The organism is Clostridium neonatale (assembly GCF_900465025.1).
Lineage (GTDB): Bacteria > Bacillota > Clostridia > Clostridiales > Clostridiaceae > Clostridium > Clostridium neonatale.
The window spans coordinates 1,251,859-1,275,176 of record NZ_UICR01000002.1; the positions used below are offsets into that span (position 1 = coordinate 1,251,859).

Sequence of the window (23,318 nt, forward strand, 5' to 3'; positions counted from 1 at the left end):
ATGGAAATAGCTTTAAATTCATTGGTGAACTATATAGATTCATTTTTTTCAATTCATTTTGTAAAATATTTTAGCTTTATTTTAATACTATTTTTTTATCAACGATTATTTTAATATCATTTATATTTATTTTATCATAAACATACCCTTTAATATTTAAGGTATTGATTGAAGCGCAAACTTCCATAAATATATCTAGTTTCTCTTTTAAATTGCATCCTTCTATAAAATTCTTAGTATTTTTTTTATAATCATAATCTTCAAGTAAAAAACCATATTGAGGTTTATCTAAATTTATACCATCAATATTATTTATTATTTTAATATTGATTAATTTAAACATATTGTCGAAATTTAAATTCTTAATAGTATTAAATTTACTTAATAAGTATTCTCTAGATTTTTCGTAAATAAATCCACTCTTTAAAATATATAATATAGATTTTTTCTTACTTTTTTCATCCTTTACCAAATATCCAGTAAAAAATTCTTCATTGTCAACTTCTTTTTGGATAATATAACTACCATTAATCCTTTTCATTAACGCCACCCTTTTACCACTCAATTCCATAATATAAATATATAAGTAAATTATACCATAAAAAAAGTATTTCTCTAAAATAGAGCTACTCTTAATAATATTTTTATTAAGTATTGTAAATAATATTCTAAGAGGTGATACAATGAAACTTAGATTTTTCAGTAAAATTATTATTTTAACTCTCATATTATCAAATATAATAAATATCTTTGCATTTGCAGAAGAAACATCCAGTAATACATCTAAATCAAAAGTGATATATTTAACATTCGATGATGGACCTGCTAGAAAAGTAACTACTGATATATTAGATATATTAAGAGAAGAAGATGTAAATGCTACATTCTTTTTAATTGGAGAACAAATTAAAGGACAAGAAAATATTATAAAACGCATGCATGAGGAAGGACATTCTTTAGGTCTTCATAGTATGACACACAAAAAAGGATATCTATATTGTTCCAATGATCATTTTTTAAAGGAAATGCTTGAAACTCAAGAACTAATAAATTCTGTAGTTGGTATAAAAACTAACATATTAAGATTTCCATTTGGTTGTAATAATAACAGTTATAAGCTAACAGAATCCATGGTAAATCTATTACATGAGAATAATTTAAAAATATATGATTGGAATGTTGATAGTGGTGATGGAGCAAAACCTAATTCTGATCCTTCAAGATTAATAAGAAACTCTAAAAGTGATAAAGATAATATAATTTTACTTATGCATTGTGCCTACATGAGTAAAAATACTGTTAAAGCTCTTCCCAGCATAATAAAGTACTATAAAGATCAGGGATATGAATTTAAAGGCATTGACGAAAATACACCTGAAGAGTTTCATTATATAAAAAAATAATTATAAAAATAGTCGCTATATTTACTAATATAACGACTATTTTTATATAAATTTTATCTACTATGAAAATGTTCCTGTTATTTGAAGAGTTTTTTCTGATATCTTATAAATTACCAAACCAATTATTAAATTTAAAACTATTGTTGGAACTACTATTGTCATAAATAGAACTTTAAAAGATGCTCCTCCTGGCAATCCTGCAAATGTTGCAAGAGCCACCAAAAAAGTGGTTCCACTAACTAATGTTCCTAAAGATAATAGCAATGTTATTTGTTTTGTTTTACATATTCTATTCCTTAAAGGCACTAATATTAAATACATAACATTGCAAGTAATTAACTTGTCTAATATATTGGGTATTTGACCTCCTGGTGTTTTTGTTGTAAGAGCTGTGAATATTCCTATAACAATACCAGCTATTAGAGTTGTCTTATAATCTTCATTAAATATCATTATTATAAATAACATCGCTAATGCAAAATCTGGTTGCATTGGCACCCCTATTAATGGTGTTATTTGATGTAATATTACTCCTATTGCTATTAATATTGCATTTGTTGTCATTCTTTTAGTGTTCATATTTCAAATCTACCTTCCTCATCGATTACATATTTAAAAATAATTTACTCTACTGAATAAGCACCTGTTACTGAGGTTGCTCTTTTTACTACCAAATAAAATACCATGCCAATTATAGTATTTAACACTATAGCTGGAACTACAACTGCTAAAAATAAAGTCATAAAAGATTGCCCACCTGGTAGACCTGCTATTACTTTTATAAATATTAAAAATAATGTTCCACTTAAAACTGTTCCTACAGGTAATAGTAATGCTAATTGTTTGCCTTTGCTTATTCTATTTCTTAATGGTGATAACATTAAATACATTATTATTGATGTACAAGTCTTATCTAAAACATTAGGAATTTGTCCTCCTGGTGTTTTGCTTGTAAGTGCTGCAAAAATTCCTACTACAATACCACAAGTCAAAACGGTTTTAAAATCAAAATTATATATCATTATTATAAATAACATTATTAATGAAAAATCTGGTTGCATTGGTACTCCAAGCATTGGTGTAATAACTCTCAATAAAGCTCCTATTGCTATTAATATTGCATTTGTTACCATTTTCTTTGTATTCATATAAATTCCCCCTTATTTTTTAATCTTTTTATATTAAATTCCACTTTTCTTTTCCTTTCATAACATACATATCACAACCTTAATATCATAAATATAAACTTTAAAATTATGTATAAAAAAACTCCGTCCTAAATACATAGGACGGAGATTATCCGCGTTGCCACCTAAATTGCATAAAATGCCACTCAACATCAAGTACTAACATACTCTATTCGCTATAACGTGCGACTTACGGCTTAACTACTTTCAAATGATTTCATCTTGCTTCTAAAAGGTCCATTCATCATTAGCTACCGTACTGATATCTCACCACCATCAGCTCTCTTTAACATTGCACCTGATTACTCTTCCTTCTCACTGAATTTAATATATATTATACACTTTAATTAAATTTTGTCAATATATATTAATTTTTTCCATCATTATTTTTTTTATCATTTACTAGAGATGCAACTAGTGCTGTTGTTGCTGCAAGCAAAGCAATTATCTTTCCAGTCTTTTTTAATTTCATGCCTACTCATACCTTCTCTCATAATATATTTTGATTTTATTTAAATTGATTTTGACTTTCATCATAATCATATCCTATAGTTTTTAGTTTTTCAATAATTTTATGTTTTTCAATATCCATATCATCGCAAAGAAGTTCAAGAGAACTGTAACTATCTCTTAGTTTAGTATTAACTAAGCTTAATAGTATATTGGGATCCATAGTATCTAGTGATTTATTTAGCATAATTACCATTTCCTTTTCATCTAACTAAATTTATAATGATTATAATATCGTATAAATGCACTGATTTATCAGTTTTAATCTAACTTTATTATAACATAATTTTACATATAAATATCTACTATTTTTCCTCTTCATCATAAATATCTAAAAACGAAAACTTTTGGTTTCCTTTTTGCCAGCCTAATATTCCATCCATACTAACATTCTCAGCTGCTTTGAAAATAGATTTTTCAACACCATCAAAATTTTCTTTTAATTTTTCAATTAAATCTTTTATTTCATACCTTTTATTTCCTACTCTTTCTGCTGCAACCATACATGCACAATTTAATGGCCATATTCCACTATTATTTATAAATCTTTTTATATATTTTTCCTCTATATAATACATAGGCCTAATTAACTCTAGATTCTCAAAGTTTTTTGATTTTAATTTTGGAAGCATTGTCTTAAAATTGCCTGCATATAGTATATTTAACATTGTAGTTTCTATAACATCATTATAATGATGTCCCAATGCTAGCTTATTACACCCAAATTCTTGTGCTTTTGCATATAAAGAACCTCTTCTCATTCTCGCACATAAATAGCATGGGTAATCTTTTGCCATTTTATCTACTACATCAAAGATTCCTGAATCATACATATGTATTGGGATGTTTAAATACTCACAATTTTCTATTAATAATTTTTTTATATCTGGATGATATCCAGGGTCCATAGCTAGAAAGACTACTTCAAACTTTATTTGACTATGTCTTTGAAGTTCTTGAAATAATTTTGCCATAAGTATACTATCTTTTCCACCAGATATTCCAACGGCAATTTTATCCCCCTCTTCAATTAATTGATAATCTTTAATTGCTTTAATAAATTTTGACCAAATATGTTTTCTATATGTCTTTACTATACTTCTTTCTATATCTTTTAATGGCTTTTTATCACTATCTGGTATTATTCTTTCACAACCTTTACCTGCAATTGTACTCAATTTATTTCACCTCATTAATATTTAAATATTTAATATTTTAATATTTAAAATTTATATTCTATATTATCATCTTAATTTTCAATCATCAATACTTAACTGTCAACTATTTTAATATATTCCTAATAAAAAAAGTATTCAATATAAATAAGGGACGTAAAATCAAAGTTTAGTGGATAATAACCGAAATTCAATATATGATAGGCCCGATTGTAGGGAAATGCTTAAGATTTTATATTCATATATTTATAAAATTATATCTTTTAAAAAATGATAAAATATTAACTTTTTAAATCTTTAACATGTATAAATAACTATTCCGTAATTTAAAAATGTATTTATTTACAACAATAATAATGTAGTCCTACGAGTTTAGCTGAAACAAAGAAATAAAGCTCTTATGTTGGCGGTGTCTTGCATTCGAAAATGAAGGTGTAGAATTTTTACATTAATGATTGTTCCAAAATCGTTTGTCCAAGGCATATAATTCTTTGCGAGGTACGAGCCTAGCAGTATAGCCCATCTTCATCTACTGATGAAGATGTTTCCTTTATTTAAGATCCTAATTGCAGCATAGCTGCTCTTTTTATTTAAGATCCTAATTGCAGCATAGCTGCTCTTTTTATTTAAGATCCTAATTGCAGCATAGCTGCTCTTTTTATTTAAGATCCTAATTGCAGCATAGCTGCTCTTTTTATATGTGTATATCTTATTATTTTCTTATTTTTATATAAATATAATGTTAAAGTACTATCATTTTTTATATTTGTATTTATAATTATTTTTATATAGATATTTAAACTTAAGGAAGGTATTTTTATGAATTCAGATAAAAAGTTATATAAGGACTCTTCTAGAAAAAAAATTTGTGGTGTTTTAGCTGGAATTTCAGACTACATCAATGCAGATGTTACACTTGTAAGAATTCTTTTTGCATTATTAACAATATTATTTCAGCCTTGCATAATAATTTATATTATTTTTGCCTTTATAATGCCCGACAAAAAGGACATTTATGATAATTATTAATAATTAAAATTTTTATTAAATCATATAATTTTTTACAATAGTTCGATATTTTTTTAACAATAAATATTGAATATTTCTTATCACATGGTAAAATATTATTTGTCGGTATTTCAATATTGAAAACTGAACGGAAATTAAACACTGTTTTTTCCGAATTATATCCATAATATTAAAGGAATAAGAACGGAGGTATTATACCATGGAAAGAAATGATTTTAAAACTAACTTTTCTGTCAGACAGATAACTATGGTTGGAATGTTATCTGCTATATCAATTTTTTTAGGTCTTACGGGCCTTGGATTTATACCAATTCCACCTGTTAAAGCAACTATTATGCACATTCCAGTGATTATAGGATCAATTATTGAAGGCCCTGTTGTTGGTGCTTTAGTCGGACTAGTCTTTGGTTTGTTTTCAATGTACCAAGCATTCACCGCTCCACTACCAACATCATTTATTTTTTGGAATCCAATAATAGCTATAGTTCCTAGAGTATTAATTGGAATTGTATCATATTATGTTTATAGTTTATTAAAGAAAAAAATCAAAAATGAAAGCATAAATGTGGGTATTTCTGCAGTATTAGGAACCCTTACAAATACAATAGGCGTAATGGGATTGACTTATCTTATATATTTAGAAAGATATGCTGATGCTCTTGGTATAAGTAAAGAAGTAGCCACTACAGGTATCTTAACTGTGATTGGACTTAATGGTTCAATTGAAGCAATTGTTAGTGCTGTTATTTCTATTGCAGTAGTATTAACATTATTTAAAATCAGAAAATAAATAACAATAATATATTTATATAAACCTAAATGCACAATAACATATTTGTTGTTTGTGCATTTAATTTATTTAAATTTATTTATGTCTTTTGGAGGATAATTTATGAAAGAAATTCGATTTTGCGATATAGAAGATATAAAACTTGGCCACTGTCATAATGAAAAAGGAGGAACTGGCTGTTCTGTTGTTATATGTGAAAAAGGTGCAACAGGCGGTGTAGATGTTCGTGGTGGTTCACCTGGTACTCGTGAAACTGATCTGCTTAATCCATCTGAGATGGTTGATAAAATTAATGCTGTTATGTTATCAGGGGGAAGTGCATTTGGACTAGATGCTGCTAGCGGGGTAATGGAATATTTAGAAAATAAAAATGTTGGATTTGATGTTACAGTTACTAAAGTGCCTATAGTTTGCCAGGCAGTATTATTTGATTTGCCTTTTGGTGACTATAAAATAAGACCTAATAAAGCAATGGGAATTGAAGCCTGCCAAAACTCTGAAACATATAATGATGATATTAATGGAAATATCGGTGCTGGATTTGGTGCCACAGTAGGTAAATTCCTTGGGCTTGATTACGCTATGAAAGGCGGTCTTGGAACTTATGCAGTGCAAGTTGGTGACCTTAAAGTTGGTGCAATTGTTGCTGTTAACTGTTTAGGTGATGTAATTGATCCATCTAACTCAAATATTATTGCAGGTGCATATGATCGTGAAAAAAATAACTTTTTAAATACAGAAAAATTAATAATTAATAGCATCGAAAATCCTAAGAACCCATTTAAAGGAAATACAACAATTGGAATTATAGTTACAAATGCTGACTTTGATAAAGCACAAGCTACTAAAGTTGCTTCTATGGCTCATAATGGATATGCACGCACTATGAGACCTGCTCATACAATGTTTGATGGAGATACAATTTTTACAATGTGCACAAATAAAGTTAAATCAGATGTTACAACAGTTGGAATGATTGCAGCTCAAGTTATGGAGAAAGCCATATTAAGAGGAGTAAAATCTGCAAAAGGTATGTTTAATATTCCAAGTTACTCTGAAACAGAATAATTTTACAAATTAAAAGTACATATTAAATTAAAGGGCTATGTCCAATTGTCAAAATTAGACATAGCCCTTTTTCATTCAATTACTCTCTAAGCTGCTGTTTTTGTTGTAGTAGTTACATTATCATCTTCCATCAATTTTAAATATTCTTCTTCTGTTAACTTAACAGAACTAGTTGGAATAGTGATTTCTTTTGCATCAGATTTAGTACTTTTTCCCTTAACTGTTATATCCATCTTTCCAAAATCTTTTAATTGGATAGCCATCTTAATATCCTGAGTATAGGTATTATCACTAAACACTTCTTTTAAACTTATATTAGATCCTGCTATCATTGTTTTTAATTCTTGGATTTCTGAATTTATATTTTTATCATTCATTATAGATTTAAATTGAGCTATTTCTTCTGAAGTTAATCCTATTTTAAACTCAGAATTAATATTCTCTATATTACTAGCTGAAGCTTTTATTGCTTTTACAAGTAAATCCACCATTTCATTAGAATTTAAACTCATTGTAAATTCTCTTCCATTTTGAGCATAAGGTAAATCTATGTCTGCATCTCCAAATACAGCTTTTCCTAATTTCAATACTGCTTCTGGATCTGATATTATTTTTTGAAGAGTTGCTACATCTATCCCTGAATCAATGCCTATATATTCAGCATTAATTTTAGCTAATTTTTCTGGTACCTTTTCTCCTGACATAGTGTATATGCCTTCAAAATAACTTTTATTTATATAGCTTACTCCATTATCAACATACACTTTTATATCTGGAAGTTTAAATAAACCTGATGGATCATTAAATTTAACCTCTGCAAATGATTTATCTCCTGAAGTATATCCAGTTCCAGTAAATAAAATATTTAATTTTTGTCCTTGTACATCAATAGCTACATTCCCATTAGTCTCAGTTGAAGTAGCAGTCCACTGTGAAGCCTTAGCCAATTCCCTTGTATAATTTGTTGTTGCTGCACTACACCCTGTAAGAGTTGCTATTCCTAAAGTAGCAGTCATAAATAAAGCTAATGTCTTTTTTAATTTCATATCTCTTCCCCCTTAATTTAGATATACTATTTTAATAAAATAGTATATCTAAATTATACCTAATTTTTTTCCATAAATGTGTTTTATTATCTTAAATTATTCTTAATTTTGTATTACTCTTTCTTCATAATCCAAATTATAATATTTATCTTAATATTAAAGAACTAATGCATATATATATGAATCAATACATTCTCCGCTAACTATATGATATGAGTACTTTTTTAGGAGTCCTTCTTCATTAAACTTTAACTTATCCAAAAGTCTTTTAGATGCTTCATTGTCTTTAAATACTATAGACTGAATTCTTTCTAAATCAAATTCTCTAATTACTATAGGTAATAATTTATCCAAAGCTTCATACATTAATCCTTTTCTCCAATATGCTTCGCATATCTCATATCCTAAATCAGCTCTTTTTCCAATAAACTCTGAAAAAATTATAGTTCCAATCATTTTATCATTACTCTTATTGACTATTGCAAAAGGAAGTATCCAATTTTCTTCATATCCTTTTCTCCAAGTATATATATACTCTTTTGCTTCTTCTAAACTTTTAGGACCATTCCAATCAAGATATTTGCATATCTTTTCGCTAGTATAATACTCAAAGAAATCTTTTGCATCCTTTGCTTGTATTTCTCTTAATATTAAATTTTTTGTTTCTATTTTTTGAATTTTATCAAACATTTTTTTCAACTTCATAGTCCCCCTATTTTTATCATCCTTAAGGTAATTTTCACCATAATTGTACTATTGTTATTTATATTCTTCTATTATTATATTTATATATTACTATATTTTTATAAATACCATTAATTCCTGTATATCTAATGATAATATCATAAAAAAAATCAAACCTTTCTATGCAATAATTTAGGCTTAGAGAGGTTTGATATCTAATTAATTCTTTATTTATTTTTCTTTATTAAATACATCTTTATCTATTTCATTAAGACTTTTTCCTACTATAACAGCTGTTGTCATAGTTCCATTAACATTTAACATTGTACGTCCCATATCTAAAATCGGATCAATAGCAAGTATTCCTCCTGCCAATGGGAAATATGTTCCCATGCCCATTCCTGAAATAACAACTGATACAGACATAGTAGCTGTCCCTGGAAGACCTGCTATTCCAAGCGAACTTATCACTATAATAACTAGTAACATACCATAAAAACTTATGTCCATAGGTGTACCACTCATATTTGCTAAAGTAATTGCCATCAGTGAAGGATATATAGCTGCACATCCATTCATCCCCATATTAGAACCTAAACTTCCTATAAAACTTGCAACGCCTTCTTCAAGTCCTATATTTTTATTTAGTGTCTCGATTGTAACTGGCAATGTTCCTAAACTAGAACGTGAAGTAAATGCTAAAATTAATGGTTCTAAAACATTCTTCACATACCTAATAGGATTTAAACCACTTAATGCAATTAAAATAAGATGAACTATAAACACCACAATTATACTTACATATAGAGCTACTATAAATTTCCCAACACTTAATATAGCTGATAATCCTCTTGATGCAATTGTATTAGCAAGCAATGCAATTACTGCATATGGCATAAACTTTATTACTGTCATTGCTACACTTGTAATGATCTTATAAGAACCTTCAATCAAATCAACAACAGGCTTTATTACATCTGAATATTTTTTAGTTAATCTCTTAATTGCTACTCCAATAAATCCTGCAAATATTACTACTCCAACTATATTAGCATCTGCCATAGCCTTTATTGGATTAGATGGTAATAAACCTCTAAGAGTATCAACAATAGGTTCTATTTCTTTCATTTCAGCAGCATTTTGTATAACGACTGCATCTGTACCAAGCTTAAATAAATTTCCTATAATAATACCAATTATTGCTGAAATAGTGGTTGTACCAAGTAATGTTAATATTGATCGTGATGTCAATTTACTCAAATTTTGGTTAGCTTTCATATTAGTTATTACTCTTATTATTGATAAAAATACTAAAGGTACAACAAGCATTTTTAATAAATCCATAAAGCCATATCCTATTAAACCATACCACTTAGTAGTTTCCGTTATCCATGAAATATTTGCAGTATCTTCTGGGAATCCAGCCACTATCTGAATTATTATTCCGAGAACCAATCCTGTTATAGTTGCAAAAATCATACGCTTAGAAAAGTTGATTTTTTTCTTTTCCATAGATCTAATAATAAAAAAAATTCCAATTAAGATTGCTATAAATAATATAGGCATAAAACTAGTTATCATAAGAAAATCTTTTAAAAATGTATTGTTCATTTTTCTTCTCCTCTTTTGTCGAATTCCTATCTTTTTACTATGAATTATATAATATCAGTTATACTTATACTATGTCAACTATATCGTGTTATATACTATCAAAAATAAAAAGAACATAGAATTTTTTATTAACTAATTCTATGTTCTAATCTAAATAAATTTCAAATATATTTTTATTCTGTTTATAACATTTATACAAATATAATCTTACTGATGTAATCTTCTAATAATTTTATAGGCCACAACATTTTCCATAATCATCGGAGATGTATGCGCAAAGAATATTATTCCATCAGTTGGTGATATTATTTGAGATATTACTTCCCCTTCATATGGATGAATTATTTCTCCAATAACATCTCCTCTTTCAACACTATCACCAGGCTTCCTTAATCTTCTATATATTCCTGATGCTGATGTTTTTAAAGAAAATAAATCTTCTTCTTGAAGTACACTTGCTATATATCCACTATGGCTGTTATATTTTATTACTCCCATTCGTGTTAAAAATCTCAGTACAGCAACAACCGCATGCTTTGCTGATTCTTCATCAATCTGATCTGTAGCATTTGTATATAGTGAAAATGCATTTGTATTCCATAACTGCCAGTTATAATTTAATGTCATGGTGTCATATGGTCTAGGCTTTCTAACAACAACATATTGAAGTCCAAATAAATTAGCAAGACTAGGACTGTGATGTCCTGTTTCCATCATTCTTATATGTGGGATAAAATCTCCTGGCATATAAAAACTTGTGAATTGTATTCCATATGTATATCCTTGAACTTTTTCAAATACACCATTTGCAATTCTTTCAGTGGTTTCTCCATTTTTTTCGCCAGGAAACATTCTATTGATGTCTGTATTATCCATTGCCCAAAATCTTTTTCCAATATTAATTGAATGAGGATTAACACAAGGTATAATTAAAATTTCACAATTCTTTGTTATTGAATTTTTCTTTTCAAGTTTTGTTAGTGTCTTTATTAGTTGAGAGCACGTATATAGCTGTTGTATTTCATTTCCCCTAATGGCACCAACAATACATGCTGTTTTTTCTCCTTTTCCAAAGCTATATCCAGTTATTCTCATATCATCCCTATAAGGAGATTTTAACGTATAGATAACTTCTTTCTTCATTAAAATCCCTCCCCTACTATTCTAGCTATTAAAGATCCTTCATATACTACTGGATATTCTCTTAATGTAAATATCATTCCATTACATGGAGAAATAACTCGTTCTAACACCTCTCCATGTAAAACATCTATGATCTCTCCCATAACATCTCCCTTTTTTATTCCTTTCCAATGGTCAACACATGGAATAAATATTCCTGAACTATTTGAGTTTACAAATGTTACTTGATCATTATTAGCTATTATAGGATTCTTTACTACTGTAGTATCTCCATCCCATATACCAAGTTCTTTCATTAAATTTAATATTCCATTTACTAAATCAAAACAGTATTCCTTAGTAATTCGCATACCAACTCCCATTTCAACCATTATTGTTGGAACATTTATTTTATTAAGATTATATACAAGTGTTGATTGGTTAACTTTTTTTTCTGGATAAATCCATATAAAATCTGTATTTATAAGTTTAGCATATGGTAATAGTTTTTCTTTAGTTTCTTCACTAATTCTTACTTGAGGAGCTTCTTTCAAAAATATGTTACTTGCATGTAAATCTATACACATGTCTGCTCCTTTAATATCGTCTATAACTTTTGCAGCCATATACTCTGCCATAGCCCCATTTTCTGACCCTGGAAAGATTCTATTCATATCCAAATCAAATGTTGGCATTCCTCTATGCACAGAATCAATTCCCAATGGATTTAATGTTGGATATATATCAACAACTCCATGCAAATTTTCTATCTTCTCATTTATTATCCTCATTAATTCGTAACATACATACTGTCCTTCCAACTCATCTCCATGAATTCCGGTAACAATACAAATTCTTTTCATATTATCATCTTTTTTCTCAGAAATAAGTCTATTCTTCTTTATTATTAAACTTTCATCCACTGAAAGTTCTGATGATACTACTGTTTCAATCATAAAGTTTTCCTCCAAAGTTTGCTTATTGCTAATAATTTTAATCTCTATATTTTATTTAAATTTCAAATTTATTACTTTTTAATTTATCTTATTATACACCTTAACTTACATATAGGTAAACCTTCCTTAGCCCTCTATTTTCATATTGTTTATGAAAATTTCTAAACTATATTTTTTTAAAAGACATAATTTTTTTCATCTTGCTATTGACTTTTTATTAAATAATAATTATTATTAATTACAAGGAGTTGTTAATAACAATTCTCAAAGTAAAATTAATATTGAAATTAAAAATAAAATTAAAATTAAAGGAGGACATAATATGTCATTAATAAATAAGAAAGTATCAGATTTTAAAGCACAAGCATACCAAAATGGAGAATTCAAGGAAGTTACACTTGATTCTATAAAAGGAAAATGGTCAGTATTCTTCTTCTATCCAGCAGACTTTACATTTGTTTGCCCAACTGAATTAGGAGATTTAGCTGATAACTATTCAAAATTCCAAGAAATTGGATGTGAAATCTATTCAGTATCAGCAGATACTCACTTTGTTCACAAAGCATGGGCTGATACAACTGAAACAATTGGAAAGATAAAATATCCAATGATCGGTGATCCAACTGGAGCTATCATTAGAGACTTCGGTGTTATGATTGAAGAAGAAGGTTTAGCTTTAAGAGGCTCATTTGTAGTTAATCCAGAAGGAGAAATTAAAGCTTACGAAATACATGATAATGGAATTGGAAGAAATGTTGATGAGCTATTAAGAAAAGTTCAAGCTGCTCAATTCGTAGCTGAACATGGTGATCAAGTTTGTCCTGCTAAATGGACTCCAGGAGCTGAAACTTTAACTCCAAGCCTAGATTTAGTTGGTAAACTTTAATTCTTATATATACTTAAAAACTCTAAAATTATACACTTAAAATATTCATAATCCCTTTTAATAAGAGGCACATTCTCCCTGTGCCTCTTTAATAACTAAAACTCCCCATATTACATAGTTAATAATTAATTTAATAGCTGTTAATTATGTAATGTAGATAAAAGTGAGTCTGTATTACTTATATATTAGAATTTGTAAAACAGTTCTCATAATAATATCTCTTTTTAATGCAGCCCACTACTTATATTCCTTCGTAGTAGTAAGTTTGAGTTAGCAAATATAAAATTGGGCTCGCATTTAAATTTTGAATTATTGGATGGAGGTTATTTATATGAATAAAATATATGATTTAATAATAATTGGTGGTGGTCCTGCTGGATTAACTGCTGCTTTATATGCTGGAAGATCAAAATTAAATACATTAGTTATAGAAAGAGAGTCTGTTGGCGGACAAATAAAAACAACATCTGAAATAGTTAATTTCCCTGGGATAATAAATAGCAGTGGACCTAAGCTAGTTGATGATATGAGAACTCAAGCTGTGAATTTTAATGCTAAGTTTACAGAAGCTGAGGTAATGTCTGTTGACTTTGATGGTGATGTAAAAGTAATAAATACTAATAATGGTGATTTCCAAGGAAGAAGCGTTATAATTGCTACTGGAGCAAGCCCAAGAAAGCTTGGATTTACAGGTGAAAAAGAATTTACTGGTAGAGGTGTAGCATATTGTGCAACATGTGATGGAGAATTTTTTAAAGATCTAGATGTATTTGTTGTTGGTGCTGGATTTGCTGCTGCTGAAGAAGCTATCTTCCTAACTAGATTTGCAAAGCATGTAACAGTTATAGCTAGAGAACCTGAATTTACATGTGCAAAGTCTATTGCAGATAAGGTATTAGCTCATGATAAAATAACTGTTAAATTTAATACTGAGATTTTAGAAGCAACTGGCGAAAATCTTCTAGAAAGAGCTAAATTCATAAATAATGTAACAAATGAAACTTTTGAATATAATGCTTCTAAAGAAGATGGAACATTTGGTATATTCATATTTGTTGGATATGAACCTCAAACTTCATTATTTAGAAATGTAGTTGAATGTGATAAATTTGGTTATATATTAACAAATGAAAACATGGAAACAAATATTCCTGGTGTATATGCTGCTGGAGATTTAAGACCTAAGGTATTAAGACAGGTAGTTACTGCTGTTTCAGATGGTGCTATAGCTGCTACATGTGCTGAAAAGTATGTTACTGAACTAAAAGAAAGGTTAGGAATAGAAGATGAAGCTGAAGAAGAAACTACTGAAAATAACAATGTACCTTCAAAAGCTTCAAATGATAACTTAAATTCTGCTCCAATAGGTGGTCAAAGTAAGTTATTAAATGATAGCTTAAGAGCCCAATTAAAAGGAATTTTTGATAAAATGGAAAAAGAAGTCACATTAGTTTCTATTGTAGATGAATCTAATCCAAAATCTATAGAATTGAGAGATCTGGTACTTGATATAAGTAATTTAGGTGATAAATTAAATGCAGAAATAGCTATCAGGGGTTCAAATAAAGACCTAGAAGAAAAGATACATGCTGATAAGTATCCTGTTGTTGCTTTATTAGATAGTAATAAAGAATATAGTGGTATTAAATTCCATGGTGTACCTGGTGGTCACGAACTAAATTCATTTATCATTGCTATATATAATTTAGCTGGACCAGGTCAAGCATTAGATAACACTATTTTAAATGAAATAAAATCTATAGATAAAAAGATAAATATCAAAGTTGCTGTTTCATTATCTTGTCATCTTTGTCCTGATGTTGTTATGGCATCTCAAAGATTAGCAATAGAAAATAAAAATATTGAAGCAGAAATGTTAGATTTATCAGAATTCCCTGAATTAAAATCTAAATATAAAATTATGAGCGTTCCAGCTATAATACTAAATGATGAACAGTTATTCTTTGGAGCTAAAAAGATTGATGAAATTGTCAGTCTAATAAAATAGAATTATTAAAAAAGTCAGTTGCATTTTAAAATGGACCCTATATAGTAGACACTAATAAAAGAGTGTCTATCTATATAGAGTCTTTTTTTGTACAATAAATTTATGAGGTGATTTAATTAATGAGTAAGAAGACATTTTCAAATGAAGAAATCAAGAATTTATCTAAAAATAAGTATGTTAAAAAAATTAGTGATAAAGCTATTACATATACTAATGAATTTAAAATTCATTTTATAGCAGAATACAATAACGGAAAATCTCCAAGAGTAATTTTTCAAGAAGCTGGATTTGATGCTGAGGTAATTGGTTTAAAACGTATCGATTGTTCATCAAGCAGATGGAAAAAAGCTTATAAAGAAAATGGAGTTCTTGGCTTAGATGATACTCGTCGTAATAATAGCGGTCGTCCGCGTGAGCGTGAACTAACTAAAGACGATATTATAGCAAAACAAAATGCTGAGATTGAATATTTAAAAGCTGAGGTTGAGTTGTTAAAAAAATTAGAGCTGCAAGAAAGGCAGGTGAGAAAAGGTAAATTAATTGCAGCAGAAGCATTTTGCTTAATAGAAAACTTGGCTAAAGGTTCTATAAATAACTTTAGTATTAGACATTTATGTGCTATAGCTGAAGTTTCACGTTCGGGTTATTATAGATATTTAAAAAGTAAATCATTAAAAATCGAACGTGATAACAATGATATAGTCCTTAGAAATAATATACTAAAAGCATTTAATTTTAAGGGATACAAGAAAGGATCACGTTCAATTAAAATGACTTTAGAAAATAGCTTTGGTATTACATATAATAGAAAGCGTATTCAAAGGATTATGAGAAAATATAATATACTTTGCCCAATAAGAAAAGCTAATCCATATAGAAGAATGGCTAAAGCAACAAAAGAGCATAGAGTTGTTCCGAATCTTCTTAACAGAAACTTTAAACAAGGGGTAGCTGGAAAAGTACTTCTTACTGATATTACATATTTACCATATGGTGCTAACAAGATGGCTTATTTGTCAACCATAAAAGACGCTTCAACTAATGAAATATTATCTTATAATGTATCAAATAGTTTGGAATTAGATATAGTTATGACCACCATACGTAATTTAATGTCTAATAAAGATTTTAAACCATCTAATGATGCATTTATTCATTCGGATCAAGGAGTTCATTATACTAGTCCTAAATATCAAAAATTATTAAAAGAAAATAATCTTGGAGAATCTATGTCTAGACGCGGTAATTGTTGGGATAATGCCCCTCAAGAATCTTTCTTCGGCCATCTGAAAGATGAAGTTGATTATAAGAGTTGTACTACATTAGAAGACATCGAGAATTCTATTAATGATTATATTGATTACTACAATAATCATCGTTGTCAATGGAATTTAAAAAAGCTGACTCCTGTAGAATACAGAAATCAGCTTTCAGCGGCATAAGCATCTTTTTTTTATTGTCCTTGACAAAGGGTCCACTTTATTTTCAGCTGACTTTTTTATTTATTTAATAGATTTTATTATTTCTACTCTTGTAATTTCATGATTTTTCATCTTAGCTATTCTAAGTGCAAAACCAGAATAATAAATACATAATCCTGTACCTAAATTTAATTTTCTATTTTCCACTTCATCCAAAATTACTTCTTCTAATGTATGATTATCATTATAAGGAATATCTATATGTTCTAATATATTAATCCTCTTAACTCTCTCATTTCCTCTATATATAGTCTTAGCCACTTCGTCAAAATTGTAAAATAAATATTTTCTTACAGCAAATAAAATTGCAATAGATATTATTCCAACTAAATTTTCTAATGTTGATGTATGCTCGACTATAAGTTGTCTTGCAATAGCAAATAATAATACTTCTATTACTGTAGCAGGTGTATGCTTGCATAGCATTTTTATAAATTCTATCCCTATTACAAGATTAAATGCTGATGCTAAGAAAATATTAAATGATTCTATATCATTTTTATGCATAGCAATTAACTTTAAATCACTAACTAAAAAAATAAGTAAAATACTAATACTAATAGCTAGTAATATTCCAATAATTATTTCTAAAATATCTGCTATTTGAAGAATTTTATTATTAAAAAATTTTTTCATTTTTCCTCCTTATGCTGCCATAATATAATGTCAATACAGTATGATTCTATAATAATAATTAGCCTCTGTTTATTGGGATATTGAAATGTCTTTACCATCAGATTTTATAGTTATATCCCCATTTTCAGTAAAATAATTTTTCACATTATATTTCTCTAAGATAAGTATAGTTTTATCATCAGCAGTTTCTTCTTTTGAGGATGTTATTATCGAATATTGAGGCTTGGTATTTTCTATTAAATTTTCAGTCATATTATTAACTCTTCCATGATGCGGCATTTTAATTACTGAAAAGTATTTTTTATTGTATTTTAAGAACTCTTTTATCCTTTCTTCTTCAGCATCTCCCATAAACAGAAAACTTTTATCTTTATAATTAATTTCCACTATAATAGAATAATCATTTGATTTTTTATATTCATCTTTTTTAGGCGGACATATCTTAATTTCTACGTTATCAATTTTTACACTAATTTCTTCATGTAATAAAGTTGGCTGTATATTGCTTTTTTCAATTGCTTCTTCATATTCTTCATACTGATTACTTTCTTTTTTATAATCAGGCTGTATTAGATTATTTATTTTAAACTTATTTATTATTTCATCAGCACCTCCAATATGATCTTTGTCCATATGTGTTAAAATTAAATATTCTAATGAATCAATACCTTGTGATTTTAAATATGTACTTATTTCATTTTTATTTTTATCTAATCCTGTATCAATCATTATATATTTATCTTGTATACCTATAAGAATACAGTCTGCTTTTCCTGCATCAAAAAATTTTATTATAAGTTCATCATTTGCTTGATTGTAATTATTATATTGCTTGCTACTATAACATCCAATAAACATACAAACAATAACAATATTCAATATAAGTAATAATAATCTTTTAGTCATATCTTGCCACCAATCTATTTTTAATTTTAAATAAATCAAATCTAAATATATAATTATAATATTATACACATAAATCATATGCATCAACAGGTAAAATTTAAATAATATTTTATATAAATATTATTTAAATTATTTTAGACATTTCTAAAATATAATGTTAAAATATAATTATATACTATTTGTTAATTAAAGGTGTGATACTATTATGTCTAAATACGCAGATTTTCAAGATAAGCCAATAAACAAAACTTTAAGTTATATTCATTGGTTTTTCATTTCTAACATTTATTTTGCATTATGTAATATACTATTAATGCTCTCTTTATATTTATTTGATATAAAATTTGAAAATATAGCTATATTTTTCTTAGCTCTAATACCAACTGGGCCTTCACTATGTGCTCTATGTTCTTTTATGAACAAGTTAATAAGAGATAAATACGTTGATACTACTCGTGATTTTTTTAAAGGATATGTTGAAAATTTCAAAGCTTCTTTAAAATTTTGGTGCATTTTTTTATTACTATCATTTATTTTAATTTTTGATTTAAAATTATGTTTAATGAATAGAAAATTTATTTTTCTAATTATACCTATGATTTTTATGTTATTATTTCTTATAATACTATGTTCATATTCAATACCTATTTTATCTAAGTATGAAATAAAACTACTTGATAATATTAAATTATCATTTTACTTAGCACTAAAAACTCCAATTAAAACACTACTCAACTTAGTAATTATTGCATTATCAGCTTATATTTTCTTATATATAAGCAACATAATTGGATTGTTTGTTTTTAGTATTTCATCTTATATATTGATGAAAAACATGGCTTCATGTTTCTTATTTATAGAAAGTAAATATCTAAAATAATATTGATTTGATTTTTGCATATAAATACCACTATAATTATACTATAGAAATTTGGATATTTAGCATTATAAACAGAAAGGGGTAGCTGCTTTACAAGTAGCAAATAAATTATGATACATATAACTAATTTAAAAGACGGAATATCTATTTTTAAAGCCTTAAGTTCTGATGTAAGAATAGATATATTGAATATATTATCTGAATATCAACAGCTGAATATGAATGAACTATCAGAAAAACTTAATCTAACTAATGGTGCTGTAACCATGCATATAAGAAAATTAGAAGAATGCGGGCTTATAACTACTAATAATTTAACTGGTAAACATGGATTACAAAAGATATGTTCGCTACATGAAAATAAAATAGTAGTTGATATGGAGTCAGATACTCCTGAAAATTCTTATGATATTGATATGTGTATAGGTCATTATTCTTCATACGAAATAACTCCTACTTGCGGAATAGCAACAAAGGATAAGCTTATTGGAGAAGTTGATAATCCGAATTATTTTGCTGATCCTGAAAGGATGTATGCTGACATTCTTTGGTTCACTAAAGGCTTTATTGAATATAGAATACCTAACTACTTAAAGCCAAATCAGATATTTTCTGAATTACAAATATCTATGGAAATAAGCTCTGAAGCTCCTGGTATATGTAATATATGGCCATCCGATATACATTTTTCTATTAACAATATAGATATCGGAACTTGGATTAGTCCTGGAGATTTTGGTGATAACAAAGGTTTATTTACACCATCATGGTGGTTTCCTAATTGGAATCAATATGGCTTATTAAAATTACTTGCAGTTAACCATTATGGAACATTTATGGATGGGTTAAAGATCTCTGATGTAACATTGAATGATTTAAATCTAAACTATAAAAGCGATATTGTTCTAAAACTTGCAGTACCTGAAGATACTAAGCATGTTGGAGGATTAACTATCTTTGGAAAGAACTTCGGTAATTATAACCAAGGCATACATGTTCGAATTATATATAACTAGTAAAAAGGATTCATAAAGATATAAAAATGAACCGACCCCAAAAAGTTAGACCAAAAATCTAATGATTTGGAGGTCGGTTTTTTGGCAAAATATAGTTATGAATTCAAAAAAGAAGTTGTTCAAGCGTATTTGGATGGTAAAGGTGGTTATAAATTTCTTGCGAAAGAGTTTGGTATTCCTTCTCCAAGCAAGGTTAAATTATGGGTTGATAATTACCGTACATTAGGCGATGAAGCGTTGATGCGTTCAAGAAAAAATGAATCTTTTACTTTCGAATATAAACTTCATGTAGTAGAATTATATCTAACAAGTGAGGTCTCATATCAGGAGTTAGCCCTTCAAGAAAGGATACATAATCCAACGCAAATAGTTAAGTGGGTAAATGATTTTAGAATTGCTGGTCCTGATGCTTTGCGGCCGAAGAAGAAGGGACGAAAGATATCGTTGGAATCATCAAATAAATTGTCTAGTAAAACAGAATCCGCCGAAATTGTTTCAGTTGACACTACTGCTGAACATGTAAAACAGCTTGAAGATGAATTGCTCAAGCTCAAAATTGAGAACGCATATTTAAAAGAACTGAGGAGGCTGCGTTTAGAGGAGGAAGCTCTTCTGAAAAAACAGCGAGAATCATCCACAGCCTCCGAGGAGAATTCAAATTAAAAGATATTCTCGCAGTTGTAGGCTTTCCAAAAGCGACATACATGTATTGGCAAAAGCGATTTAATAGAGAAAATCCTAATAAAGAACTAGAAGAAAAGATCCTTGAAATACGTAGTATTAATAAAGATTGGGGTTATCGACGTGTATACGGAGCACTACGTAAACAAGGAATACTTATAAATAAAAAGAAAGTTCAGAGAATTATGCAAAAGCTTAATCTTCAGGTGACTTCCTTTACAAGAAAGAGTCGTAAGTATAGTTCATACAAGGGTAAAGTTGGAAAGGTTGCTCCTAACAGAATTCATAGACGTTTTGACACACAGATTCCTCATCAGAAAATCACAACAGATACTACTGAGTTTAAGTATTATGAGGTTGATGATAAGGGACGAATGATAATAAAGAAACTATACTTAGATCCATTCATGGATATGTGTAATAGAGAAATCTTAAGCTATGGAATATCTCAACATCCGTCAGCGGCCAATATCATGGGAGCACTAAACCAGGCAATTGAAATCACAGCTGATTGTCCATACAGAAGAACTTTTCATTCTGATCAAGGTTGGGCTTACCAAATGAAAGCTTATGTACACACTCTTAAAGAAAATCGAATTTTTCAAAGTATGTCCCGAAAGGGCAACTGCCATGACAATTCAGTAATGGAGAACTTCTTTGGAATAATGAAACAGGAAATGTACTACGGCGTTGTTTACTACAGTTATGATGAACTCAAAGAGGCAATAGAACAATACATCAAGTACTACAATGAACAAAGAATTAAAGAGAAACTAGGATGGATGAGTCCCGTAGAATACAGGCTCAACCTCTTGGCTGCATAAAAATAGCGTAGCAGCCATTAAAACTGCTACGCTTAAAAAGTCTAACTTTTTGGGGTCACCTCAAAATTTTTATGAATCCTTTTTGTTACAGTACTTTTTTCCCCCATAAAGCAACTGCATTTTTATCAATAGTAGTAAAAATCAAAGTTTCTTTGTTCTCTTCCCAATCCCATGAAGGCATTACTTTACCTTTATATATTTCATTTTCATCTCTGACTTTTATTTTAATTTTTATTTCATTTATATTAGAAAAACTCCACTTTCCGCCATATTCACCTTCAATATCACCGTTTTCTTTAAAACTATAAGTCTTAGATACAATGACTCTATTAACATCTCTGTAGAGTGGTATAAGCTCCCATTCTCCAATAATTAGTTTCTTATCAATTTCTTGTTCTTTTTCTCCTGCATAACGTTCTGGTGAAATCATTGGCCAACCATCATTTGACCATAATATCTTTCTAACATGCATATAAAACCAACTCTGATTATATTCTTTTCTTATATGATGAACTATATAGAAATCTTCCCCATCATTTAATACAGAATTATGTCCAGGTGCAATCCATCCTTCACCATTTCCAAATCTATATCCTCCAAGAATTTTATTTCCAATATGATTGGGATTTACAGCAGACTTGTTAGTCATCTCATTTCCATTTATATCTATATAAGGTCCATCTATACTTTCAGATCTTCCTACTCTTACATTATAATCAGATGCCAAAGAATCATATGATACAAATAAATAATATTTATCAAATTCTTTATTATAAACAATATATGGTCCCTCTATAGCTCCTTCAGTAGAATGATGTCTTCCAGCTATATTTATTCCTTTATCATTTTCTTTTTGTGGTTTACCTGTTTCTTTATCTAATTTTATCAAATAGATTCCAGTCCAAAATGATCCATATGACATCCACATTTCACCATTCTTATCGAATACTATATTAGGATCTATTGCATTTCTATCGTCACCAATATCACTTTTTACAACAAGTCCATTGTCCTCCCAAGGCCCATCTATTGATTTACTTTTTAGTAAACCTATATATGATCTATTTTTGCCAAATGTTGAAGCGCAATAATACAAATAGTATAGGTCATTTACCTTTGTTATCTCAGGTGCCCAAACTCCTTCGGCATCGGTCCATTCTTTCGCTTCTTTTGGTACATCGTCCAAGGCCTGCCCTACATATTCCCATTTAATCAAATCATATGATTTCCTTATTTGAATAGATGGGGTAGCTTTTCCTCCAATTCTTGCATCAGTTGAAAACACATAATATAAATCATCATCTTTAAATATTGATGGGTCATGAGCTCCTGCTGCTCCCCATTTTGTTATGTCTTCAATATCTTCATCATATTTCAAGTCTTTTATTATAGGCTTTTCTGGATATATCACTTTTTACC

General features: G+C 28.4%; 23 protein-coding genes and 1 other annotated feature. Of the genes, 10 read left to right on the forward strand and 13 right to left on the reverse strand.

Translation table 11 applies throughout. The annotated features are described in order from the left end of the window. Positions 1 to 76 precede the first annotated feature (76 nt). Positions 77 to 541 carry a hypothetical protein gene (locus CNEONATNEC86_RS17325; protein ID WP_159136480.1) on the reverse strand — a complete coding sequence of 155 codons (465 nt, stop codon included), beginning with the start codon at positions 539 to 541 and terminating at the stop codon, positions 77 to 79. 142 nt (positions 542 to 683) lie between these two features. On the opposite strand from CNEONATNEC86_RS17325, the gene CNEONATNEC86_RS17330 reads away from it, so the two are divergent. Beyond that, positions 684 to 1,403, forward strand: coding sequence for a polysaccharide deacetylase family protein (locus tag CNEONATNEC86_RS17330; RefSeq protein WP_159136481.1), 720 nt, complete (start codon positions 684 to 686; stop codon positions 1,401 to 1,403). Between the two features lie 60 nt (positions 1,404 to 1,463). Here CNEONATNEC86_RS17330 and CNEONATNEC86_RS17335 read toward each other — a convergent pair whose 3' ends face one another. The 4 genes from CNEONATNEC86_RS17335 to CNEONATNEC86_RS17350 form a co-directional block, all read right to left on the reverse strand. Continuing rightward, complete coding sequence (locus CNEONATNEC86_RS17335; RefSeq protein ID WP_125147465.1) at positions 1,464 to 1,982, reverse strand: tryptophan transporter; 519 nt, start codon at positions 1,980 to 1,982, stop codon at positions 1,464 to 1,466. Positions 1,983 to 2,026: 44 nt separating this feature from the next. Next, complete coding sequence (locus CNEONATNEC86_RS17340) at positions 2,027 to 2,551, reverse strand: tryptophan transporter (protein ID WP_125147466.1); 525 nt, start codon at positions 2,549 to 2,551, stop codon at positions 2,027 to 2,029. A 134-nt stretch (positions 2,552 to 2,685) separates the two neighbouring features. After that, positions 2,686 to 2,918: a binding site (T-box leader), on the reverse strand. A gap of 180 nt (positions 2,919 to 3,098) precedes the next feature. Continuing rightward, the gene (locus tag CNEONATNEC86_RS17345; protein ID WP_125147467.1) at positions 3,099 to 3,287 is read right to left on the reverse strand and encodes a DUF4250 domain-containing protein; all 189 of its coding nucleotides are present in this window, start codon (positions 3,285 to 3,287) and stop codon (positions 3,099 to 3,101) included. A gap of 118 nt (positions 3,288 to 3,405) precedes the next feature. Then, positions 3,406 to 4,278: a tRNA 2-thiocytidine biosynthesis TtcA family protein gene (locus CNEONATNEC86_RS17350; RefSeq protein WP_058296416.1), complete on the reverse strand. Its 873-nt coding sequence runs from the start codon at positions 4,276 to 4,278 to the stop codon at positions 3,406 to 3,408. Between the two features lie 816 nt (positions 4,279 to 5,094). Here CNEONATNEC86_RS17350 and CNEONATNEC86_RS17355 point away from each other — a divergent pair. The 3 genes from CNEONATNEC86_RS17355 to CNEONATNEC86_RS17365 all read left to right on the forward strand — a co-directional run bounded on the left by CNEONATNEC86_RS17355 (position 5,095) and on the right by CNEONATNEC86_RS17365 (position 7,162). Continuing rightward, the gene (locus CNEONATNEC86_RS17355) at positions 5,095 to 5,304 is read left to right on the forward strand and encodes a PspC domain-containing protein (RefSeq protein WP_058296417.1); all 210 of its coding nucleotides are present in this window, start codon (positions 5,095 to 5,097) and stop codon (positions 5,302 to 5,304) included. A 199-nt stretch (positions 5,305 to 5,503) separates the two neighbouring features. After that, complete coding sequence (locus CNEONATNEC86_RS17360; RefSeq protein WP_125147468.1) at positions 5,504 to 6,094, forward strand: ECF transporter S component; 591 nt, start codon at positions 5,504 to 5,506, stop codon at positions 6,092 to 6,094. A gap of 102 nt (positions 6,095 to 6,196) precedes the next feature. Continuing rightward, a complete protein-coding gene (locus CNEONATNEC86_RS17365; RefSeq protein ID WP_125147469.1) occupies positions 6,197 to 7,162 on the forward strand; it encodes a P1 family peptidase in 966 nt (321 codons plus the stop codon). 86 nt (positions 7,163 to 7,248) lie between these two features. On the opposite strand, the gene CNEONATNEC86_RS17370 is transcribed toward CNEONATNEC86_RS17365, so the two are convergent. From CNEONATNEC86_RS17370 to CNEONATNEC86_RS17390, 5 genes are all read right to left on the reverse strand, one after another. Beyond that, positions 7,249 to 8,208 carry a hypothetical protein gene (locus CNEONATNEC86_RS17370; RefSeq protein ID WP_125147470.1) on the reverse strand — a complete coding sequence of 320 codons (960 nt, stop codon included), beginning with the start codon at positions 8,206 to 8,208 and terminating at the stop codon, positions 7,249 to 7,251. Between the two features lie 156 nt (positions 8,209 to 8,364). After that, the gene (locus CNEONATNEC86_RS17375; protein WP_230131900.1) at positions 8,365 to 8,898 is read right to left on the reverse strand and encodes a GNAT family N-acetyltransferase; all 534 of its coding nucleotides are present in this window, start codon (positions 8,896 to 8,898) and stop codon (positions 8,365 to 8,367) included. Between the two features lie 225 nt (positions 8,899 to 9,123). Beyond that, positions 9,124 to 10,503: a cation:dicarboxylate symporter family transporter gene (locus tag CNEONATNEC86_RS17380; RefSeq protein WP_125147472.1), complete on the reverse strand. Its 1,380-nt coding sequence runs from the start codon at positions 10,501 to 10,503 to the stop codon at positions 9,124 to 9,126. A 207-nt stretch (positions 10,504 to 10,710) separates the two neighbouring features. Beyond that, a complete protein-coding gene (locus CNEONATNEC86_RS17385; RefSeq protein ID WP_058296423.1) occupies positions 10,711 to 11,646 on the reverse strand; it encodes a M14 family metallopeptidase in 936 nt (311 codons plus the stop codon). Beyond that, a complete protein-coding gene (locus CNEONATNEC86_RS17390; protein ID WP_125147474.1) occupies positions 11,646 to 12,581 on the reverse strand; it encodes a M14 family metallopeptidase in 936 nt (311 codons plus the stop codon). The genes CNEONATNEC86_RS17385 and CNEONATNEC86_RS17390 overlap by 1 nt, the downstream gene beginning before the upstream one ends. Before the next feature lie 322 nt (positions 12,582 to 12,903). Here CNEONATNEC86_RS17390 and ahpC point away from each other — a divergent pair, with 322 nt between their 5' ends. The 3 genes from ahpC (at position 12,904) to CNEONATNEC86_RS17405 (ending at position 16,917) form a co-directional block, all read left to right on the forward strand. Continuing rightward, the gene (ahpC, locus tag CNEONATNEC86_RS17395; RefSeq protein WP_058296425.1) at positions 12,904 to 13,467 is read left to right on the forward strand and encodes an alkyl hydroperoxide reductase subunit C; all 564 of its coding nucleotides are present in this window, start codon (positions 12,904 to 12,906) and stop codon (positions 13,465 to 13,467) included. Positions 13,468 to 13,798: 331 nt separating this feature from the next. Further along, positions 13,799 to 15,475 (forward strand): FAD-dependent oxidoreductase, encoded by a 1,677-nt coding sequence (locus tag CNEONATNEC86_RS17400; protein WP_125147475.1) that lies wholly within the window; start codon positions 13,799 to 13,801, stop codon positions 15,473 to 15,475. Between the two features lie 119 nt (positions 15,476 to 15,594). Further along, positions 15,595 to 16,917: an IS3 family transposase gene (locus tag CNEONATNEC86_RS17405; protein WP_159136483.1), complete on the forward strand. Its 1,323-nt coding sequence runs from the start codon at positions 15,595 to 15,597 to the stop codon at positions 16,915 to 16,917. A gap of 60 nt (positions 16,918 to 16,977) precedes the next feature. Here CNEONATNEC86_RS17405 and CNEONATNEC86_RS17410 read toward each other — a convergent pair whose 3' ends face one another. Then, positions 16,978 to 17,592 carry a hypothetical protein gene (locus CNEONATNEC86_RS17410; protein ID WP_058296427.1) on the reverse strand — a complete coding sequence of 205 codons (615 nt, stop codon included), beginning with the start codon at positions 17,590 to 17,592 and terminating at the stop codon, positions 16,978 to 16,980. A 69-nt stretch (positions 17,593 to 17,661) separates the two neighbouring features. Next, positions 17,662 to 18,498, reverse strand: a complete 837-nt coding sequence (locus tag CNEONATNEC86_RS17415) for a ComEC/Rec2 family competence protein (protein WP_159136484.1) — start codon at positions 18,496 to 18,498, stop codon at positions 17,662 to 17,664. Between the two features lie 205 nt (positions 18,499 to 18,703). Here CNEONATNEC86_RS17415 and CNEONATNEC86_RS17420 point away from each other — a divergent pair, with 205 nt between their 5' ends. The 3 genes from CNEONATNEC86_RS17420 to CNEONATNEC86_RS17430 all read left to right on the forward strand — a co-directional run bounded on the left by CNEONATNEC86_RS17420 (position 18,704) and on the right by CNEONATNEC86_RS17430 (position 21,899). Continuing rightward, a complete protein-coding gene (locus CNEONATNEC86_RS17420; protein ID WP_125147477.1) occupies positions 18,704 to 19,378 on the forward strand; it encodes a DUF624 domain-containing protein in 675 nt (224 codons plus the stop codon). 110 nt (positions 19,379 to 19,488) lie between these two features. Beyond that, positions 19,489 to 20,394, forward strand: a complete 906-nt coding sequence (locus CNEONATNEC86_RS17425; protein WP_058296430.1) for an ArsR/SmtB family transcription factor — start codon at positions 19,489 to 19,491, stop codon at positions 20,392 to 20,394. 81 nt (positions 20,395 to 20,475) lie between these two features. Then, a protein-coding gene (locus tag CNEONATNEC86_RS17430) for an IS3 family transposase (RefSeq protein WP_230132317.1) occupies positions 20,476 to 21,899 on the forward strand; the annotation gives its coding sequence in 2 pieces (ribosomal slippage) (positions 20,476 to 20,965 and positions 20,965 to 21,899; 1,425 coding nt in all). Positions 21,900 to 21,984: 85 nt separating this feature from the next. Here the strand turns inward: CNEONATNEC86_RS17430 and CNEONATNEC86_RS17435 are convergent. After that, a complete protein-coding gene (locus CNEONATNEC86_RS17435) occupies positions 21,985 to 23,310 on the reverse strand; it encodes an arabinan endo-1,5-alpha-L-arabinosidase (RefSeq protein WP_159136485.1) in 1,326 nt (441 codons plus the stop codon). Between the last annotated feature and the right edge of the window lie 8 nt (positions 23,311 to 23,318).

What these genes read in the sequence shown, in the direction of transcription:
- CNEONATNEC86_RS17325 (WP_159136480.1), bottom strand. Translation starts at nt 541, where the DNA reads ATGAAAAGGATTAATGGTAGTTATATTATCCAAAAAGAAGTTGACAAT.
- CNEONATNEC86_RS17330 (WP_159136481.1), top strand. Translation starts at nt 684, where the DNA reads ATGAAACTTAGATTTTTCAGTAAAATTATTATTTTAACTCTCATATTA.
- CNEONATNEC86_RS17335 (WP_125147465.1), bottom strand. Translation starts at nt 1,982, where the DNA reads ATGAACACTAAAAGAATGACAACAAATGCAATATTAATAGCAATAGGA.
- CNEONATNEC86_RS17340 (WP_125147466.1), bottom strand. Translation starts at nt 2,551, where the DNA reads ATGAATACAAAGAAAATGGTAACAAATGCAATATTAATAGCAATAGGA.
- CNEONATNEC86_RS17345 (WP_125147467.1), bottom strand. Translation starts at nt 3,287, where the DNA reads ATGCTAAATAAATCACTAGATACTATGGATCCCAATATACTATTAAGC.
- CNEONATNEC86_RS17355 (WP_058296417.1), top strand. Translation starts at nt 5,095, where the DNA reads ATGAATTCAGATAAAAAGTTATATAAGGACTCTTCTAGAAAAAAAATT.
- CNEONATNEC86_RS17360 (WP_125147468.1), top strand. Translation starts at nt 5,504, where the DNA reads ATGGAAAGAAATGATTTTAAAACTAACTTTTCTGTCAGACAGATAACT.
- CNEONATNEC86_RS17365 (WP_125147469.1), top strand. Translation starts at nt 6,197, where the DNA reads ATGAAAGAAATTCGATTTTGCGATATAGAAGATATAAAACTTGGCCAC.
- CNEONATNEC86_RS17370 (WP_125147470.1), bottom strand. Translation starts at nt 8,208, where the DNA reads ATGAAATTAAAAAAGACATTAGCTTTATTTATGACTGCTACTTTAGGA.
- CNEONATNEC86_RS17375 (WP_230131900.1), bottom strand. Translation starts at nt 8,898, where the DNA reads ATGTTTGATAAAATTCAAAAAATAGAAACAAAAAATTTAATATTAAGA.
- CNEONATNEC86_RS17380 (WP_125147472.1), bottom strand. Translation starts at nt 10,503, where the DNA reads ATGAACAATACATTTTTAAAAGATTTTCTTATGATAACTAGTTTTATG.
- CNEONATNEC86_RS17385 (WP_058296423.1), bottom strand. Translation starts at nt 11,646, where the DNA reads ATGAAGAAAGAAGTTATCTATACGTTAAAATCTCCTTATAGGGATGAT.
- CNEONATNEC86_RS17390 (WP_125147474.1), bottom strand. Translation starts at nt 12,581, where the DNA reads ATGATTGAAACAGTAGTATCATCAGAACTTTCAGTGGATGAAAGTTTA.
- ahpC (WP_058296425.1), top strand. Translation starts at nt 12,904, where the DNA reads ATGTCATTAATAAATAAGAAAGTATCAGATTTTAAAGCACAAGCATAC.
- CNEONATNEC86_RS17400 (WP_125147475.1), top strand. Translation starts at nt 13,799, where the DNA reads ATGAATAAAATATATGATTTAATAATAATTGGTGGTGGTCCTGCTGGA.
- CNEONATNEC86_RS17405 (WP_159136483.1), top strand. Translation starts at nt 15,595, where the DNA reads ATGAGTAAGAAGACATTTTCAAATGAAGAAATCAAGAATTTATCTAAA.
- CNEONATNEC86_RS17410 (WP_058296427.1), bottom strand. Translation starts at nt 17,592, where the DNA reads ATGAAAAAATTTTTTAATAATAAAATTCTTCAAATAGCAGATATTTTA.
- CNEONATNEC86_RS17415 (WP_159136484.1), bottom strand. Translation starts at nt 18,498, where the DNA reads ATGACTAAAAGATTATTATTACTTATATTGAATATTGTTATTGTTTGT.
- CNEONATNEC86_RS17420 (WP_125147477.1), top strand. Translation starts at nt 18,704, where the DNA reads ATGTCTAAATACGCAGATTTTCAAGATAAGCCAATAAACAAAACTTTA.
- CNEONATNEC86_RS17425 (WP_058296430.1), top strand. Translation starts at nt 19,489, where the DNA reads ATGATACATATAACTAATTTAAAAGACGGAATATCTATTTTTAAAGCC.